16 protein-coding genes are annotated in these 17,361 nt (G+C 70.9%); 12 read left to right on the top strand and 4 right to left on the bottom strand.

What is annotated here, in order from left to right:
* Positions 1 to 10 precede the first annotated feature (10 nt).
* Both HF995_RS08965 and HF995_RS08960 read right to left on the bottom strand, forming a co-directional pair.
* Entirely contained in the window at positions 11 to 1,426 is a 1,416-nt protein-coding gene (locus HF995_RS08965) for an amino acid permease (RefSeq protein ID WP_350308811.1), read from the bottom strand.
* Positions 1,427 to 1,443: 17 nt separating this feature from the next.
* Positions 1,444 to 2,127 carry a hypothetical protein gene (locus HF995_RS08960; protein WP_168447431.1) on the bottom strand — a complete coding sequence of 228 codons (684 nt, stop codon included), beginning with the start codon at positions 2,125 to 2,127 and terminating at the stop codon, positions 1,444 to 1,446.
* Positions 2,128 to 2,199: 72 nt separating this feature from the next.
* On the opposite strand from HF995_RS08960, the gene pdxT reads away from it, so the two are divergent.
* The 10 genes from pdxT (at position 2,200) to HF995_RS08910 (ending at position 12,641) form a co-directional block, all read left to right on the top strand.
* Entirely contained in the window at positions 2,200 to 2,796 is a 597-nt protein-coding gene (gene pdxT, locus HF995_RS08955) for a pyridoxal 5'-phosphate synthase glutaminase subunit PdxT (protein WP_350308810.1), read from the top strand.
* Between the two features lie 3 nt (positions 2,797 to 2,799).
* Complete coding sequence (locus tag HF995_RS08950; protein ID WP_168447429.1) at positions 2,800 to 3,555, top strand: YebC/PmpR family DNA-binding transcriptional regulator; 756 nt, start codon at positions 2,800 to 2,802, stop codon at positions 3,553 to 3,555.
* A 76-nt stretch (positions 3,556 to 3,631) separates the two neighbouring features.
* Positions 3,632 to 4,201, top strand: coding sequence for a crossover junction endodeoxyribonuclease RuvC (ruvC, locus tag HF995_RS08945; protein ID WP_350308809.1), 570 nt, complete (start codon positions 3,632 to 3,634; stop codon positions 4,199 to 4,201).
* An 85-nt stretch (positions 4,202 to 4,286) separates the two neighbouring features.
* Positions 4,287 to 4,928: a Holliday junction branch migration protein RuvA gene (gene ruvA, locus HF995_RS08940; protein ID WP_168447427.1), complete on the top strand. Its 642-nt coding sequence runs from the start codon at positions 4,287 to 4,289 to the stop codon at positions 4,926 to 4,928.
* A 58-nt stretch (positions 4,929 to 4,986) separates the two neighbouring features.
* Positions 4,987 to 5,994, top strand: a complete 1,008-nt coding sequence (ruvB, locus tag HF995_RS08935) for a Holliday junction branch migration DNA helicase RuvB (RefSeq protein ID WP_350308831.1) — start codon at positions 4,987 to 4,989, stop codon at positions 5,992 to 5,994.
* 112 nt (positions 5,995 to 6,106) lie between these two features.
* Positions 6,107 to 6,487: a preprotein translocase subunit YajC gene (gene yajC / locus HF995_RS08930; RefSeq protein WP_168447425.1), complete on the top strand. Its 381-nt coding sequence runs from the start codon at positions 6,107 to 6,109 to the stop codon at positions 6,485 to 6,487.
* Between the two features lie 194 nt (positions 6,488 to 6,681).
* Positions 6,682 to 8,556 (top strand): protein translocase subunit SecD, encoded by a 1,875-nt coding sequence (gene secD / locus HF995_RS08925; RefSeq protein WP_168447607.1) that lies wholly within the window; start codon positions 6,682 to 6,684, stop codon positions 8,554 to 8,556.
* Positions 8,556 to 9,641 (top strand): protein translocase subunit SecF, encoded by a 1,086-nt coding sequence (gene secF / locus HF995_RS08920; RefSeq protein ID WP_168447424.1) that lies wholly within the window; start codon positions 8,556 to 8,558, stop codon positions 9,639 to 9,641. The genes secD and secF overlap by 1 nt, the downstream gene beginning before the upstream one ends.
* Positions 9,638 to 10,183: an adenine phosphoribosyltransferase gene (locus HF995_RS08915; RefSeq protein ID WP_168447423.1), complete on the top strand. Its 546-nt coding sequence runs from the start codon at positions 9,638 to 9,640 to the stop codon at positions 10,181 to 10,183. Before secF ends, HF995_RS08915 begins: the two co-directional genes overlap by 4 nt.
* A gap of 133 nt (positions 10,184 to 10,316) precedes the next feature.
* Complete coding sequence (locus HF995_RS08910) at positions 10,317 to 12,641, top strand: RelA/SpoT family protein (protein ID WP_168447422.1); 2,325 nt, start codon at positions 10,317 to 10,319, stop codon at positions 12,639 to 12,641.
* A 6-nt stretch (positions 12,642 to 12,647) separates the two neighbouring features.
* Here the strand turns inward: HF995_RS08910 and HF995_RS08905 are convergent, their stop codons facing one another.
* Together HF995_RS08905 and HF995_RS08900 are read right to left on the bottom strand one after the other, a co-directional pair.
* A complete protein-coding gene (locus tag HF995_RS08905) occupies positions 12,648 to 13,214 on the bottom strand; it encodes a hypothetical protein (protein WP_168447421.1) in 567 nt (188 codons plus the stop codon).
* 65 nt (positions 13,215 to 13,279) lie between these two features.
* Entirely contained in the window at positions 13,280 to 14,872 is a 1,593-nt protein-coding gene (locus HF995_RS08900) for a DUF349 domain-containing protein (protein ID WP_168447420.1), read from the bottom strand.
* Positions 14,873 to 15,054: 182 nt separating this feature from the next.
* Here HF995_RS08900 and HF995_RS08895 point away from each other — a divergent pair, with 182 nt between their 5' ends.
* Both HF995_RS08895 and hisS read left to right on the top strand, forming a co-directional pair.
* Positions 15,055 to 15,807 (top strand): MBL fold metallo-hydrolase, encoded by a 753-nt coding sequence (locus HF995_RS08895; RefSeq protein ID WP_168447419.1) that lies wholly within the window; start codon positions 15,055 to 15,057, stop codon positions 15,805 to 15,807.
* 10 nt (positions 15,808 to 15,817) lie between these two features.
* Positions 15,818 to 17,221: a histidine--tRNA ligase gene (gene hisS / locus HF995_RS08890; RefSeq protein WP_168447418.1), complete on the top strand. Its 1,404-nt coding sequence runs from the start codon at positions 15,818 to 15,820 to the stop codon at positions 17,219 to 17,221.
* The last annotated feature ends 140 nt before the right edge of the window (positions 17,222 to 17,361 follow it).

Here is a 17,361-nt window from a genome sequence, read left to right as displayed (position 1 = left end):
CTCTCAGCGCTCAGTCGGTGAGCGTGACACCCTTCCCTCGCCGGCGGCCCTTCAGCTGGAACGCGACGAGGAGCAGCGCGACCCACACGGGCCCGACGACGACCGCGGTGCGGTAGTCGGGGGAGAGCGCCATGAGCACGACCACCCCGGCGAGGAACACGAGAACGCCCCACGTCGTGACCGCCCCGCCGGGCAGCGGGAACGCGAGCCGCGCGGACGCGTCTGCACCGATGCGGCGCCGGAACTTGCGCTGCGTGATCACGATCATCGACCAGTTGATGACGCCCGCGATCGTCGCGATCGCCATGAGGTAGCGGAACGCGAAGTCGGGCCAGATCGTCACGACGACCACCGCCACACCCGTCACTGCCGACGAGACGAGCACGCCGTACACCGGGACCCCGTTGCGGCCCACCCGTCCGAGGAACCCGGGAGCACTGCCCTGGTGCGCGAGCGTGTGCAGCATCCGGCCGTTCGAGTAGAGCGCCGAGCTGTAGACCGACATCACGGCCGTCAGCACGACCAGGTTGAGGACGTGCGCTGCGCCCTTGACGCCGACGCTGTCGAAGATCTGGACGAACGGGCTCGTCGTGCCATCGATCGTGGCCCACGGCACGACGGCCATGATCACTGCGAGAGCGAGCACGTAGAAGAGCAGGATCCGCCAGATCACCTGGTTGATCGCGCGCGGGATCGTCCGCCCCGGGTCGGACGCCTCGCCCGCGGTGATACCGACGAGCTCGGCGCCGCCGAACGAGAACATGACGACGACGAGCGCCATCACGGTCCCGGTCACGCCGTGGGGGAAGAACCCTCCGTCGTCGACCAGGTGGCGGAAGCTCGGGTCGGGCAGGGCTGGGTTGTCGTTGATCGCGAGAACGACAACGACGACGCCGAGGACGATCATCCCGATCACCGCGACGACCTTGATCAGCGCGAACCAGAACTCGAACTCACCGAACGCCCGGACGCCGACGAGGTTGATCGCGGTGATCGTCACGAGGAAGAACGCGGCGGAGACGCCGTGCGGCACGTCGGGCAGCCAGTACGCGACGAACTTGCCGACCACAGCGAGCTCGACCATCGCGACAGCGACGTAGTTGAACCAGTAGTTCCAGCCGGAGACGAACCCGGCACGGGGGCTCCAGTGCTTGTACGCGTAGTACGAGAACGCGCCGGTGCGCGGCTCGTCGACAGACATCTCGCCGAGCGCCCGCACCACGGCGAAGATGACGAGCCCGCCGACGGCGTAGGCCAGCAGGATCGATGGCCCGGCGAGCGAGATCGACTCGGCCGAGCCGTAGAACAGGCCGGTGCCGATCGCCCCGCCCAGGGCGATCATCTGGATGTGCCGGTTCTTGAGCTCGCGCCGGAAGGTGTGCTGGTCGGCGTCCGCGCCCGCGGACGGGTCCTGCGTCGCGTTCACGCCGTCGTCCGAGCCCTTCACAGGCCCGGAGGTGGTGCAGACGGCCCGTGCGGTGCGGCGTCGCGACGCCGGTCGTCGTTCGCGGTGACGCCCCACCAGACCGCGCCGCCGACGCCGAGCGCGATGCCGACGACGCCCAGGGCGATGCCGACGAAGATGAGCCCGATCCCCGTGAGGAGGCGCGTGACGAAGGTGGGCACGGGTACTGCCTCGGTCACGAGCAGGCGGCCGATCGAGGCCGTCGTCTCCGTGGCCTCGAGCGAGATGACGTAGGTGCCCGCCACGGTCGGCGTGAAGTCCGCGACCGAGACTGCGCGGACTCCTGCCCGCTGGGTCGTCGCGGTCACGCCCGTGGTCGTCCGCTGGGGCGTCCCGTCGGCGGACCGGACCTCGACATCCCAGCTCGGGCCCTGGCCCCGGTCGACGCTCGTCGCCCAGATCGTCACGGGCTCCTCCGCGGCGAGCGTGATCGCGAGCTCGCCGGGAGCCTCCGCCGAGGCGATCACGTCACTGCCCGGCTCGCCCCGGCCGTCGAGGATCCCCATCGGCAGCGTGCGGGCGAACGAGACGATACCGAGGACGAGGGCGACGACCCCGAGCGCGGCGAGCACGATGCCGACGGCGACGAGGATGCGTGGTCCGCGACGTCGGCGTGCGGGGTGCGCAACGCCAGGGACGGCCGAGGGAGCTGCGGGGGTCATCCAGCGAACCTAGCAGCGCGAGGCGTGGTCGCGTGCAGGACCGTCAGGGCAGCGGCCGTATCATCGGTCGTCGTGACGACAGTCGGCGTCCTGGCGCTCCAGGGAGATGTCCGTGAGCACCGCGACGCGCTCGAGGCGGTCGGGGTCACGACCGTCGGGGTGCGGCGCCTGCGCGAGCTCGAGGCGCTCGATGGCCTCGTGATCCCGGGCGGCGAGTCGACCACGATCGACAAGCTGCTCGGCGTCTTCGAGCTCCGAGAGCCGCTGCGCGCCCTGCTGCGCGACGGCCTGCCCGCCTACGGTTCGTGCGCCGGCATGATCCTCCTGGCGGACCGGGTGCAAGGCGGTACCGCGGACCAGCGGACGCTCGGCGGGATCGACATGACCGTGCGGCGCAACGCGTTCGGACGCCAGGTCGACTCGTTCGACACGGAGCTCGAGCTCGCAGGGATCGAGGGCCTGGTCCCCGCCTCGTTCATCCGCGCGCCGTGGGTCGAGGAGGTCGGGTCCGACGCGCAGGTGCTCGCCACCGTCACGAGCGGGCCGGGCGCCGGTAGGATTGTCGCGGTACGCCAGGGCGCGCTGCTCGCGACGTCTTTCCACCCGGAGATCACCGGGGACACGCGTGTCCATGAATTTTTCGTCTCGATCGTTCGCAAGGAGCGTTAAGGCATGTCCGGTCACTCCAAATGGGCAACCACCAAGCACAAGAAGGCTGCCATCGACGCGAAGCGCGGCAAGCTCTTCGCGAAGCTGATCAAGAACATCGAGGTGGCCGCCCGCACGGGCGGCGGTGACATCAACGGCAACCCGACGCTCTTCGACGCCGTCCAGAAGGCCAAGAAGTCGTCCGTGCCGAACGACAACATCGAGCGCGCTCTCAAGCGCGGCTCGGGAGCCGAGGCCGGCGGCGCCGACTACCAGACGATCATGTACGAGGGCTACGCTCCCGGCGGGATCGCGGTCCTGGTCGAGTGCCTCACCGACAACCGGAACCGCGCTGCCGCCGAGGTCCGCATCGCGTTCACGCGCAACGGCGGACAGATGGCCGACCCGGGATCCGTCTCGTACCTCTTCAACCGCAAGGGCGTCGTCATGGTCCCGAAGGCGGGCACCGACGAGGACTCGGTCATGGAGGCCGTCCTGGAGGCAGGCGGCGAGGAGGTCAACGACTTCGGTGACTCGTTCGAGGTGCTCTGCGAGGCCACGGACCTGGTCCCGGTCCGCACCGCGCTCCAGGACGCCGGCATCGAGTACGACTCGGCCGACGCCGTGTTCTACCCGTCGATGCAGATCGAGGTCGACGCCGACCGCGCCCGTCAGGTGCTGCGCCTCATCGACGCCCTCGAGGACTCGGACGACGTCCAGAACGTCTACTCGAACTTCGACGCGTCCGACGAGGTCCTCGCGGAGCTCGAGCAGGACTGACCCAGGTGCTGCCGCGTCCTGGGGGGCGCGGCAGCGCTGGCGCTCGGTGCGCCAGACAGCAGGAGAGGCGGCGGGCGTGCGAGTTCTCGGCGTCGACCCTGGCTTGACCCGCTGCGGCATCGGTGTGGTCGACTCCCTCCCGGGCCGGCGCGCGGCCCTGGTCGCGGTCGGGGTCGTGCGCTCCGACCCGGCTGCCACGGTCGACCTGCGGCTGCGCTCGATCGCAGACCAGATCGACGAGTGGCTCGACGCGCACGTCCCGGACGTCCTCGCGGTCGAGCGGGTCTTCGCGCAGCACAACGTCTCGACCGTCATGGGCACCGCGCAGGCTGCGGGTCTCGCGATGGTCGCGGCCGCGCGACGCGGCATCCCCGTCGCCATGCACACGCCGTCCGAGGTGAAGGCTGCGGTGACGGGCAGCGGTCGCGCCGACAAGGTGCAGGTCCAGCACATGGTCGCGCGGATCCTGAGCCTCGCCGAGGTTCCGCGACCTGCCGACGCAGCGGACGCGCTCGCCCTGGCGATCTGCCACCTCTGGCGCCCCTCGGGCGCGTTGCAGGGCGGTGAGACGCTCGCCCACACGCCGGCGCAACGGGCGTGGGCCGCCGCGGAGACTGCGGCGCGGCGTGGCCGCCCGCCCCGCTAGGCCTTGCTAGCCTCTCCTTCGTACAAGTGTTTGATCGACGGTCCCGGGGCTCCGGTGCGGACCGGATCGCGAAGGGACGTTGCCCATGATCGCTTCGGTGCGTGGACCGGTGCTCGAGGTTCGTCTCGAGCACGTCGTCGTCGAGGTTGGTGGAGTCGGGCTCGCGGTGCAGGTCACACCGAGCACCGCTGGTCAGCTGCGCGTGGGGGAGGAGGCCCGGCTCGCCACCACGTTCGTCGTCCGTGAGGAGTCGTTGACGCTGTACGGCTTCCTCGACGTGGACGAGCGCGGCGTCTTCGAGACGATCCAGACCGTGAGCGGCATCGGCCCTCGTACCGCGCTCGCCATGCTCGCCGTGCTGTCGCCGGACGAGCTGCGCACCGCCGTCGCGCGCGAGGACCTCAAGGCGCTCATGACAGTTCCGGGCATCGGGCGCAAGGGGGCGCAGCGTATCGTCCTCGAGCTCGCCGACCGGCTCGGGGCGCCCCACGGGGGCGTCGTCTCGCTGCCGACGGCCAGCCCCGCGGGGATCGTCGACCAGCGCGCGCAGGTCGTCGAGGCGCTCGAGGGGCTCGGATGGACCGGGCGCGCCGCGGAGGAGGCCGTCGAGGCCGTCGTCGCCGCTCGGGTGGCCGCACGGGGAGACGACGCAAGGGTTGTCGGTGCAGCCGACGTGAGCGACGTGCTGAGAGCCGCGCTCCGCGAGCTGGGCGGTCGACGTGCCTGAGCCCTTGTCGTGGGACGAGCAGTACGGCGCGCCGCCCGAGACGCTCGGGGAGCGGCTCGTGAGCGGTGGGTCCGACGCTGTCGAGCGCGCCGCTGAGGCCGCGCTCCGCCCGCGCAGGCTCGACGAGTTCGTCGGTCAGCAGGTCGTGCGCAACCAGCTCTCGCTCGTCCTCGACGCGGCGCTCGCGCGCGGCGCGAGCCCCGACCACGTCCTTCTCTCGGGGCCGCCCGGACTCGGCAAGACGACGCTCGCGATGATCATCGCTGCCGAGCTGGGGACGTCGCTTCGCGTCACGTCAGGGCCCGCGATCGCCCACGCGGGAGACCTCGCCGCCGTGCTGTCCTCGCTCGAGGAGGGCGAGGTGCTCTTCATCGACGAGATCCACCGACTCGCCCGCCCCGCGGAAGAGCTCCTGTACGTGGCGATGGAGGACTTCCGCGTCGACGTCGTCGTCGGCAAGGGCGCCGGAGCGAGCGCGATCCCGCTGAGCCTGCCGCCGTTCGTGACCGTCGGCGCGACGACGCGGGCCGGGCTCCTGCCAGCCCCGCTGCGCGACCGCTTCGGCTTCACCGGTCACCTCGACTTCTACTCGGACGACGAGCTCGAACTCGTGCTGCTGCGCAGCGCAGGCCTCCTGGACGTCCCGCTCACCGGTGAGGCCGCCGCCGAGATCGCGTCGCGGTCGCGTGGCACGCCACGCATCGCCAACCGCCTCTTGCGCCGGGTGCGCGACTGGGCGCAGGTCCGCGGCGACGGCAGGCTCGACCTCGCGGCCGCTCAGGCGGCGCTCGAGGTGTACGAGGTCGACCCGGTCGGCCTCGACCGGCTCGACAGGTCCGTGCTGACCGCGCTGTGCACACGCTTCGGTGGCGGCCCGGTCGGGCTCACCACGCTCGCCGTCGCCGTCGGGGAGGAGCCCGAGACGGTCGAGACCGTCGCCGAGCCCTTCCTCGTCCGCGAGGGCTACATGGGGCGCACGCCCCGGGGGCGCGTCGCGACCCGCGCCGCCTGGGAGCACCTCGGGCTCACTCCGCCTGACGGCGCGACCGGCACCCTCTGGAGCTGAGGGGCCACGTCGCGCGCTGCGGGGAACTCTGCTGCCAGCCCGCGCGTTGGGAGAGGGGCACCCTCTCGGCCTAGACTCCCGAGGGCCAAACGACGAACGGAGACCCACGACCATGGGTGAGGGAAACTACTCGACGTACATCCTCCTCGGAGGGCTCGTCCTGCTGATGTTCTGGATGACGTCGCGGACGAAGAAGCGGCAGCGTGCCGCGGAGGAGTTCCGCGACAACCTGAGCGTCGGTCAGGAGGTCATGACGGGCTCGGGTCTGTTCGGGACGATCGTGGCCGTCGACGACGAGCGCGTGACGCTGCGCAGCGGCAACGGTGCCGACGCGTCGACGAGCGAGTGGCTGCGCCAGGCGATCGCCAAGGTCGTCGAGCCCGTCCAGACCCTCGACGAGGACGGCCGCGCCGATGCGTCCGACGAGCCCGTCGGTGACACAGACGGGCCCACGGAGAGGGACATCCGCGGCACGGCCGCTTCCGACGAGTAGGCTGCACGACGCGCGCGCAGCGCGACGACGCTCCGGGTGCGGCCGACGGCCGTCCCCGCACACGAGAAGAGACGAACCTGGTGGCGAGTACGAAATCCCAGCGCCCAGTGCGGACGCTGACGACCCTGGCGGTCTTGATCATCCTCGCGATCGGCGGCCTCGCCGCCGGCGTGCGCTGGTCCGACGCGGCCTGGATGCCGAAGCTGGCCCTCGACCTCGAGGGCGGCACGCAGATCATCCTGACGCCGAAGACGACCGATGGTTCGGAGATCTCCGACCAGGACATCTCCGAGGCGATCAACATCATCCGCCAGCGCGTGGACGCGAGCGGCGTCGCCGAGGCGGAGATCACGAGCCAGGGTGGTCAGAACATCGTCGTGGCGCTGCCGGGCACGCCTGACCAGTCGACGCTCGACCTCGTGCGGCGCTCGGCGCAGATGAACTTCCGTCCCGTCCTCGCCTACGACTCCGCCTTGTCGGGTCTTGTCCAGGACGAGCCCACCACGGGCACCGACGGCGCGACCGACGCACCGACCGACGGCGCGACCGACCAGCCGACCAAGGACGCCACCGAGGCTCCGAGCGGCGAGACCACCGAGCAGCCGGCAGAGGGTGAGGGCAGCACCGAGGGCGAGAGCAGGGTCCGCGCCGAGACCGCGACCCCGTCCGTCGAGGCGACGCCCACGGGCGACGCCACGCCGACCGGAGACGCGACCACCGAGCCTGAGGCGCCGGTCGCCGACCCGAACAACCCGAGCGACCTCGCTCAGGTCACGGACGCCGTCATGAAGCAGTTCGAGGAGCTCGACTGCGTCGACCCCGCGAACCGCGCGGGCGGCAGCTCGGGTGCGGAGAACGAGGTCCTCGTGACGTGCGCCTCCGACGGCCTGTTCAAGTACATCCTCGGCCCCGTCGAGATCCCGGGCCGCATGATCGACTCGGCATCCTCGGGACTGCGTCAGCTGGCCAACGGCGCCGTGTCGAACGAGTGGGCCGTGAACATGGAGTTCACGAAGGAGGGCGCGGACCGCTTCCGCGCCACGACCGCCCGGCTCGCGCAGCAGTACCAGGCGAGCATGCTCGGCCAGGAGGTCGCCCCGAACCTGTTCGCGATGGTCCTCGACGGGCTCGTCATCTCCGCGCCCAGCGTCGAGAGCGAGATTCCTGACGGCCGCGCCGAGGTCACCGGCAGCTTCACGCAGAAGTCGGCCGCCGACCTGGCCAACCAGCTCAACTTCGGTGCTCTGCCCCTCGACTTCGTCGTGCAGAGCGAGTCGGAGATCTCCGCGACGCTCGGCTCCGAACAGCTCGAGAAGGGCCTCATCGCCGGCCTCATCGGTCTTCTCCTGGTCGTCGCGTACTCGCTCGTCCAGTACCGGACGCTCGGGCTCGTGACGGTCGCCTCGCTCGTCCTCGCGACGATCCTCACCTACGTCGTCATCGCGCTGCTGTCCTGGACGCAGGGCTATCGCCTGTCCCTGCCTGGTGTCACGGGTCTCGTGGTGGCGATCGGCATCACCGCCGACTCGTTCATCGTGTACTTCGAGCGGATCCGCGACGAGCTCCGCGACGGCCGGGCGCTCACGGGTGCGGTCGACAAGGGCTGGTCGCGCGCGAAGCGCACCATCCTGGCGTCCGACGCCGTGAACTTCCTCGCGGCCATCGTCCTGTACTTCCTCGCCGTCGGCGGTGTCCGCGGCTTCGCGTTCACGCTCGGTCTGACGACCGTCATCGACCTGATCGTGGTGTTCTTCTTCACGCACCCGCTCATGACGCTCCTGGCCAGGACCAAGTTCTTCGCGTCCGGCCACCCCGCGTCGGGCCTCGACCCGCGTCAACTGGGCGTGGACCGCCCCCGCTACGCGGGCCGCGGGCGCGTCACCGGTCTTTCCGGGGACGCGACCAAGGACAGCGAGCCTGCCCTCGTCGGCGCTGCCGCGAGCGACGAGGACGGCCGCCGACTGACCCTCGCCGAGCGCAAGGCAGCTGCGGCTCGTGCTGCAGCCGACGCCGAGGCCCCGACCGCAACGACCGACGCCGACGCTGGCGACGACGAGGAGACCCGCTGATGGCTACCGGATTTTCCCAGTGGGGCAACGACCTGCACACGGGCCGCCGCTCGTACGACATCGTCGGCAAGCGTCGTCGGTGGTACGTCGCGTCGACCATCCTCATCCTGCTGAGCATCGTCGCGATGCTCGTGCGCCCCTTCAACCTCGGCATCGAGTTCAAGGGTGGTGCGGAGTTCGTCGTGGCGAACATCGCGGAGCTCGACCAGAGCCGTGCGCTCGACGTCGTCGCAGACGCGGGCATCACCGAGGCCGCTCGTATCTCGACCGTCGGTACGAGCTCGATGCGCGTGCAGACCGTCCCGATCGAGGACGAGGTCACGCTCGCGGCGCTCAAGGACGGCCTCGCGCAGGCCTACGACGTCACGGCTGCCGACGTCACGGTCTCTCAGGTCGGTCCGACCTGGGGCCAGGACGTCCTGCGGAAGGCTCTCCAGGGTCTCGGCGTGTTCCTCGTGCTCGTCGCGATCGTCATGACGATCTACTTCCGCAACTGGCGCATGGCCGCCGCGGCGCTCATCGCCCTCCTCCACGACCTCGTCGTGACGGTCGGCGTGTACGCCGCGATCGGCTGGGAGGTCACTCCGGCGACGATGATCGGCTTCCTGACGATCCTCGGCTACTCGATCTACGACACGGTCGTGGTCTTCGACAAGGTCCGCGAGAACACGGACGGGATCCTCTCCCAGCGCCGCGCGACGTACGCAGAGCGCGCCAACCTCGCGGTCAACCAGACCCTCGTGCGCTCGATCAACACGTCGGTCGTCGCGCTCCTGCCCGTGTCGTCGATCCTGTTCATCGGGGCGTTCGTCCTCGGCGCGGGGACGCTCCGCGACATCGCCCTCGCGCTCTTCGTGGGCATGGCCGTCGGCGCGTACTCGTCGATCTACCTCGCGACACCGCTCGAGGTCACGTTCCGTGAGCGTGAGGACGCGATCAAGAAGCACAGCGCCACAGTCCTCGCCGGCCGTGCGGCAGACGGCGAGAAGGGTGAGGCCGCCTCGTCCTACGCGCACACCGGGCAGCTCGCGGCAGGCCACCACCTCGGCAACGCCGCCCTCCCGAAGAAGCGGAAGCGCAAGTGACCGACAGCTCGAACCTCGCTTCGGACCGGGAGCTCGTCCGTTCCCTGATCCGCGACGTGCCCGACTTCCCGAGCCCCGGCGTCGTCTTCCGTGACGTCGCCGGGGTGCTCGGGGACGGTGCCGGCTTCCAGGCTGCGATCCGCGGCCTCGCGACGGTCGCGTCGCAGCTCGGGGAGTTCGACCTCGTCGCCGGCATGGAAGCCCGCGGCTTCATGTTCGGCGCTCCGCTCGCCACGCTCCTCGGTGTCGGGTTCGTCCCGGTGCGCAAGGCTGGCAAGCTGCCGCCTCCCGTCCTCGGGGCGACGTACGAGCTCGAGTACGGCTCTGCCACGCTCGAGGTGCGCGACGGGACCATCCCCGACGGCGCCAAGGTGCTCGTCCTCGACGACATCCTCGCGACGGGAGGTACCGCCGCCGCGGGCGTGGACCTTCTCCACCGCGCGGGCGCAGACGTCGTGGGGCTCGTGTTCCTGCTCGAGATCGAGGCGCTCGCCGGACGTGACCGGCTCGTCGGCCACGAGGTCCATGCGCTCCTGACCTGACCCTGGTCCTGTGCCGGCCTGACAGGTGCGCGAACCACAGACCTGCGGACGTAGACTGGTGGACCAGCGACAACACGGCGTGCGACCTGACCAGGGCGGACGAGCGTAGCCGAGGGCGTGAAGGAGGACCACGATGAGCGAGGACACCAGGACACCGCTCCCGCCCTCCGCGCCCACGAACGGGTCAGGCGGGTCGGGTTCTGCTCCGCCAGGGCGCCGCCGGCTCGTGCTCTTCGGGTCGCGCCCAGGCACGTCGCCCGCGCTCGAGCCCGTGCTCCAGGCGGTTCGTGCGAACCACCCGCGCGCCGACCTCAGCCTGATCGAGCGCGCCTACGTCACGGCAGAGCGGGCCCACCGTGGCCAGAAGCGCCGTTCGGGCGACCCGTACATCACGCACCCGGTCGCTGTCGCGACGATCCTCGCGGAGCTCGGCATGACCGAGTCGACGATCGCAGCGGCGCTGCTCCACGACACGGTCGAGGACACGGACTACTCGCTCCAGCAGCTGACCGAGGACTACGGCGACGAGATCGCCATGATGGTCGACGGCGTCACGAAGCTCGACAAGGTCAAGTTCGGCGACGCGGCTCAGGCGGAGACCGTCCGCAAGATGGTCGTCGCGATGTCCCGCGACATCCGCGTGCTCGTCATCAAGCTCGCGGACCGTCTGCACAACGCACGCACGTGGCGGTTCGTACCCGCGGCGTCCGCCGCCCGCAAGGCCCGCGAGACGCTCGAGATCTACGCCCCGCTCGCGCACCGGCTCGGCATGAACACGATCAAGTGGGAGCTCGAGGACCTGTCCTTCCAGGCCCTGTACCCCAAGGTGTACGACGAGATCGTGCACCTCGTGGCGGAGCGCGCCCCGGCTCGCGAGGAGTACCTGGCGATCGTCCGCGACCAGATCATCTCCGACCTCCGGGCCGCGAAGATCAAGTGCACGGTCACCGGTCGTCCGAAGCACTACTACTCGGTGTACCAGAAGATGATCGTCCGCGGTCACGACTTCGCGGACATCTACGACCTTGTCGGCACCCGCGTGCTCGTGGACTCGGTACGTGACTGCTACGCGGCGCTCGGTGCTCTGCACGCGCGATGGAACCCGGTCCCGGGCCGGTTCAAGGACTACATCGCGATGCCGAAGTTCAACATGTACCAGTCCCTGCACACGACCGTGATCGGCCCCGGGGGCAAGCCCGTCGAGATCCAGATCCGTACCCACGAGATGCACAGGCGTGCGGAGTACGGCGTCGCGGCGCACTGGAAGTACAAGGAAGCCTCCAAGGGAAGCCCCGTCGTGGCGGGGGACAAGACCGCTAACGAGATGCAGTGGCTGCGGCAGCTCGTCGACTGGCAGCGCGAGACGGCGGACCCGTCGGAGTTCCTCGACTCGCTGCGCTTCGAGATGAGCGGCAAGGAGGTGTACGTCTTCACCCCGAAGGGTGAGGTGATCGCCTTGCCAGCAGGCTCCACGCCGGTCGACTTCGCCTACGCGGTCCACACCGAGGTCGGGCACCGCACCATGGGCGCCCGCGTCAACGGACGGCTCGTGTCGCTCGACTCCGAGCTGGAGAACGGCGACGTCGTCGACGTCCTCACGTCGAAGTCTGAGAACGCCGGCCCGAGCCGCGACTGGATGGCCTTCGTCAAGAGCCCCCGGGCGAAGAACAAGATCCGCCAGTGGTTCTCGAAGGAGCGCCGCGAGGAGGCTGTCGAGCACGGCAAGGACGCGATCGCGAAGGCCATGCGCAAGCAGGGCCTGCCGATCCAGCGGCTCCTCTCGCACGAAGGGCTCGTCGCGCTCGCCCACGAGATGCGCTACGCGGACGTGTCCGCGCTGTACGCCGCTGTCGGTGAGGGCCAGGTCTCCGCGAACACGGTCGTGCACCGGCTGGTCCAGTCGATGGGCGGCGAGGGCGGCACGACGGAGGACCTCGCCGAGGTCGCCCGACCGGGGGTGGGGGCGTCGCGTCGCCCGCGCACGGGAGACCCGGGCATCGTCGTCAAGGGTGTCGAGGACGTGTGGGTCAAGCTCGCGAAGTGCTGCACGCCGGTGCCGGGTGACGCGATCATCGGCTTCATCACGCGGGGCCAGGGCGTCTCCGTCCACCGCACGGACTGTGCCAACGTGGCGGCCCTCCAGTCACAGCCCGAGCGCTTCGTCGACGTCTCGTGGACGGCTGGGTCGAACACGCTGTTCCTCGTGCAGATCCAGGTCGAGGCGCTCGACCGGTCGCGACTGCTCTCTGACGTGACGCGCGTGCTGTCGGACAACCACGTGAACATCCTGTCGGCGACCGTCTCGACGTCGTCCGACCGAGTCGCGGTCTCGCGTTTCGTGTTCGAGATGGCGGAGCCTGCGCACCTCGCGACCGTCCTCAAGGCAGTGCGCAAGGTCGACGGCGTCTTCGACGTCTACCGCATCACCGGCACCAAGAACGACTCGCTCCCCGTGTGATCCCGGTCAGGGGAGCGCCCTGACGACGTCGAGCGCGCGTCCGTACGCGGCGTCGCCTGTCCTGCGGTTCAGGGCGTCAAGCACCGCACGGATGCTCGTCGCGCCTGTCGCCACGAGCTCGTGCACCAGCCGCGTCGCTTGGTCCGTGGGTGCGAAGAGGGCAAGATCGGCAGCTGTGCGCGCTGGTGTGGTGGTCGCCGCAGCGCCGAGCCGGACGACCTCGTCCTCCCTGAGCACGGCCTGGTGGCTCGCGGTTCGCGGTCCCGGCAACGGCCGGTGGCAGTTCGGCGGATAGAGGACGGTCACACGCTCGGGCGGGGAGCCCCCGAGGTAGACCCAGGCGGCGCTCGACCGGCCGACGACGGTGCGCGGAGGCACGACCGGGGCGAGGGCCAGGACCCGCACCCGCGGGGTGACGGTCACGCCCCGAGCGACCGCGCGACTGCCGTGCACCCGCTCGAGCAGCCCTTCCTGGACCAGCGTGTCGAACGGGACCCTGCCACCGACGTCAGCCGGTGTCACGATCGGGCCGAGGATGGTCTGGGGTGAGGCGAAGTATGGGGCGGACAGCACCCCGTCAGCATGACTCGGGCGCCCCGGTGGAGACCACCGGGACGCCCGACCTGTGGATCGTCGTGTCAGCCGCGTGCGTCGTTCGCGGCGCGCTCGACCTGCTCGAGCCACGTGCGCTTCGCCGCGATCTCCTCGGTCAGCGAGGCGACCGCGCGTGCGTCACCCTTCGCCTGGGCCGCAGCGAGGCGCTCCTCGGCCTGGGTGATGGCCTGTGCGAGCTGTGCGGCCGCACCCTCGGCACGGGCGCGAGTCTCGGGGTTCGTGCGCTTCCACTGCTGCTCGTCAGCCTCGCGGACGGCCGTCTCGACCGCGCGCATGCGCGCCTCGACGCGCTGGACGTCGCCGCGGGGAACGCGACCGGCCGCTTCCCAGCGCTCCTGGATGTCACGCAGAGCCGCCTTCGTCTTGCCGAGGTTCGTCACGGGGACGAGCGCCTCGGCCTCAGCGAGGAGCGCCTCCTTCACCTCGAGGTTCGCCCCGTACTCGGCATCGATCGCCGCGTTGTCGGCGTCACGGGCAGCGAAGAAGCGGTCCTGCGCCCCACGGAAGCGGGCCCACAGCGCGTCGTCGTCCTTGCGGTTCGCGCGTCCTGCAGCCTTCCAGCGCGCCATCAGGTCGCGGTATGCCGCGGCGGTCGCGCCCCAGTCGGTGCTCGTGGCGAGCGCCTCGGCCTCGGCGACAAGCTGCTCCTTCTCGTCCTTCGCTGCGCTGTTGCGCGTCTCGAGCTCGGCGAAGAAGTGGCGCCGTTCGCGGTCGAAAGCGGTGCGCGCATGGCTGAACCGCTTCCACAACGACTCCTCGGTCGGGCGGTCGATGCGCGGTCCGGAACGCTGCGCCTCCTTCCACTGGTCGAGGAGGGTGCGCAGCTTGTCACCGGCAGGGCGCCACTGGATCCGGGCGGGGTCGGTCGCCGCGATGGCTTCGGCGGCCTCGACGATCGCGGTGCGTGCGGCGACGGCCGCCGCCTTGGCGGCGGCCCGCTCGGCCTCGAGCGCGGTGCGCCGCTCGGCGGCGGCACCACGGACGGCCTCGACACGGGCTCGCAGCCCGTCCAGGTCGCCGACGGCGGACGGCTCGGTCATCTCTTCGTCGAGCTTCGCCAGCGTCTGGTCGATCTCCTTGACGGCGAGCTCGGCGCTGCCGAGGCGCGCCTCGAAGATCGTGACCTTGGCCTGGAGATCGAGGAAGCGGCGGACGTAGAGGGCGAGGGCCTCGTCCTTCGTCGCGCCGGGGAACTGGCCCACGAGCCGCTCGCCGCTGGCCTCGCGGACGTAGACGTTGCCCTCGTCGTCGACTCGGCCGAAGGTCGCAGCCTCGGCTGCCGCTGCCGCGTCAGCAGGTGCAGGCGCGAGCGCGACGGCAGGGCGCGCGACGGAGGCAGGACGGTTCTGCGCGAGCGCGGCGGGGGACGGGACGGGGCGCGGCGTCGGACGAGCAGGGGCGGCGGGGGGCGCGGGGGCGGTCTCAGGAGTCGCACCTTGTGCGTCCCCTTCCGCATCCGGGACGGTCGCAGGCGCCGCGTCCTCGGTGGCGACGGCCGCTGCGTCCTCAGGTGCTGCGACCTCGGCTGCGGCCTGGGTGGGGGTGGTGACCTCAGGGGAGGTGCCGGGCGTCTCCGCGGTGTTGTCGCCGTCGACGGCGGGGGTGGACTCGGACACAGGGCATCACTCCTCGTGTGGTGACCCGCCCTCGCGGACGGAATCAGCGACTGTCCCCGCGGGCGGGGACGTGACGTGCCGGCGCGCAGTCGCGTGCTGGTCCTCCACAGTCTAGGGATCTCAGCGCGCCGCGTCGCCCCTGTTCTCGTGGAGCGGCGTGCCGTGAGGCCTAGCATGGCCTGATGCATGTCGAGACGATCGTCGCTCCCGTCTTCGGGACCAACAGCTATCTCGTGTCCGCGACCGGTTCCGGGCCGTGCGTGATCGTCGACGCGGGCGGCGGGGTCGTGCCCGCCCTCACGGAGCGCGTGCGGCGCGCAGGCCTCGAGCCGGTCGCGCTCCTCGCGACGCACGGGCACGTCGACCACACCTGGTCAGCGGCCGAGCTGTGCGAGCTCTACGACGTCCCGCTGCTCATCCATGCCGACGACGCGTTCCGCCTGGCCGACCCGTTCGGCACGATCGAGGACCGCAGGCCCGGCTCGGCGAGCGGCCCGCTCGCCCAGGCGCTGGCAGCCGGTGGCTGCGACCCGGCCTCGTACCGCGCCCCCGCACGGGTGCAGCCGTTCGTCGGCCCGCGCGCGGAGCTCGATCTCCCTGACGTGCCCGCCCTGACCGCCTGGCACGCACCTGGGCACACGCAGGGGGCGACGGTGTATGTCGCCGTCGAGACCCCGGACGCGGCATCGCTGCTCCCCGACCGCGGCGACGCCTACGTCGAGGGTGCGGACGCGACAGCGTTCACCGGAGACGTTCTCTTCGCCGGCACGATCGGCCGGACCGACCTGCCCGGCGGAGACATGGCGACGATGCGCCGGTCGCTCGCCGGACTGCTCGACGGGCTCCCGCCGCGGGCGCTGCTCCTCCCCGGTCACGGGCCCGCGAGCAGGCTCGACGCCGAGACCGTTCGTAACCCGTACCTCTCGCGCCGGTAAGATCCGGAGCATGGCACGCCCCACACCCCTGTCCGGATTCCCCGAGTGGCGCCCTGCTGGGCGCATCGTCGAGAGCCACGTCCTCGACGTCCTGCGCAGGACGTTCGAGCTCCACGGTTTCGCGGGGATCGAGACGCGCGCGGTCGAGCCGCTCGACCAGCTGCTGCGCAAGGGGGAGACCTCCAAGGAGGTCTACGTGCTGCGTCGGCTCCAGGAGGAGGGTCCGGACGAGCGTCGTGGTGACGAGAAGCAGCTCGGTCTGCACTTCGACCTGACGGTGCCGTTCGCGCGGTACGTCCTCGAGAACGCGGGCCACCTGAGCTTCCCGTTCAAGCGCTACCAGATCCAGAAGGTGTGGCGTGGAGAGCGCCCCCAGGACGGCCGCTTCCGTGAGTTCGTCCAGGCGGACATCGATGTCGTCGGTGCGGGGTCGCTCCCGTACCACTACGAGGTCGAGCTGCCGCTCGTCATGGCGGAGGCGCTCGGTTCGCTCCGCGAGATCGGCGTGCCGCCCGTGCGGATCCTGGTGAACAACCGCAAGGTCGCCGAGGGGTTCTACCGGGGCCTCGGGCTGAGCGACGTCGAGGGTGTGCTCCGGTCGATCGACAAGCTCGACAAGATCGGTCCGGACGCGGTCGCAGACCTCCTCGTCGCCGAGACTGGCGCGACGCCCGAGCAGGCGCGTGCGTGCCTGGCCCTCGCGGCGATCAACGGCCCTGACGCGTCGGTCGTCGACGAGGTCCGCGCTCTCGCGTCGAGCCACGGCGTCGTCAGCGAGCTTCTCGACGAGGGCCTCGTCGAGCTCGGTGCCCTCGTCTCGGCCGCGTCCGAGCGGGCGCCCGGCGTCGTCGTCGCAGACCTCAAGATCGCGCGCGGCCTCGACTACTACACGGGCTCCGTGTACGAGACCGTGCTCGTCGGCCACGAGCAGCTCGGTTCGATCTGCTCGGGTGGTCGCTACGACACCCTCGCGTCGGACGGCACCACCACGTACCCGGGCGTCGGCCTGTCGATCGGCGTCTCGCGGCTCCTGTCGCGCCTCCTGGGCGCGGGACTCGTCGAGTCCTCACGGTCCGTCCCGACGGCGGTCGTCGTCGCGGTCAACCACGAGGAGGAGCGCGCGGAGTCGGACGCGATCGCGTCCGCGCTGCGCTCTCGCGGCATCCCGTGCGAGGTCGCGCCGACGGCGGCGAAGTACGGCAAGCAGATCAAGTACGCCGATCGCCGTGGTGTCCCGTTCGTGTGGTTCCCTGCGACGCCGGAGCACACGCGCGCGGACGGCACGGTCGTGCCGGCGCAGGGCGACCAGGTCAAGGACATCCGCTCGGGCGAGCAGGTCGACGCCGCTCCCGCTACCTGGACGCCGCCCGCCGAGGACCTGTGGCCGGTCGTCCGGGCCGCCGCGCAGGCCTGACGTCGGTCCAGCCGGTCCCGGCTGCAACCGCCTAGACTTGTCGACGGCGCCTCCAGCGCCGTCCGCACGCTGCCGAGCGGCGTGCACGCATGCATCGGCATGCACGGTCCGCCCCGTCTCGGCGGCCCGTCCCAACGCAG

Origin of the sequence: Sanguibacter hominis ATCC BAA-789 (assembly GCF_012396185.1) — a bacterium.
GTDB lineage: Bacteria > Actinomycetota > Actinomycetes > Actinomycetales > Cellulomonadaceae > Flavimobilis > Flavimobilis hominis.
Note: the sequence above shows the minus strand (reverse complement) of the source record. Positions and strands in the feature narration are given on the sequence as shown.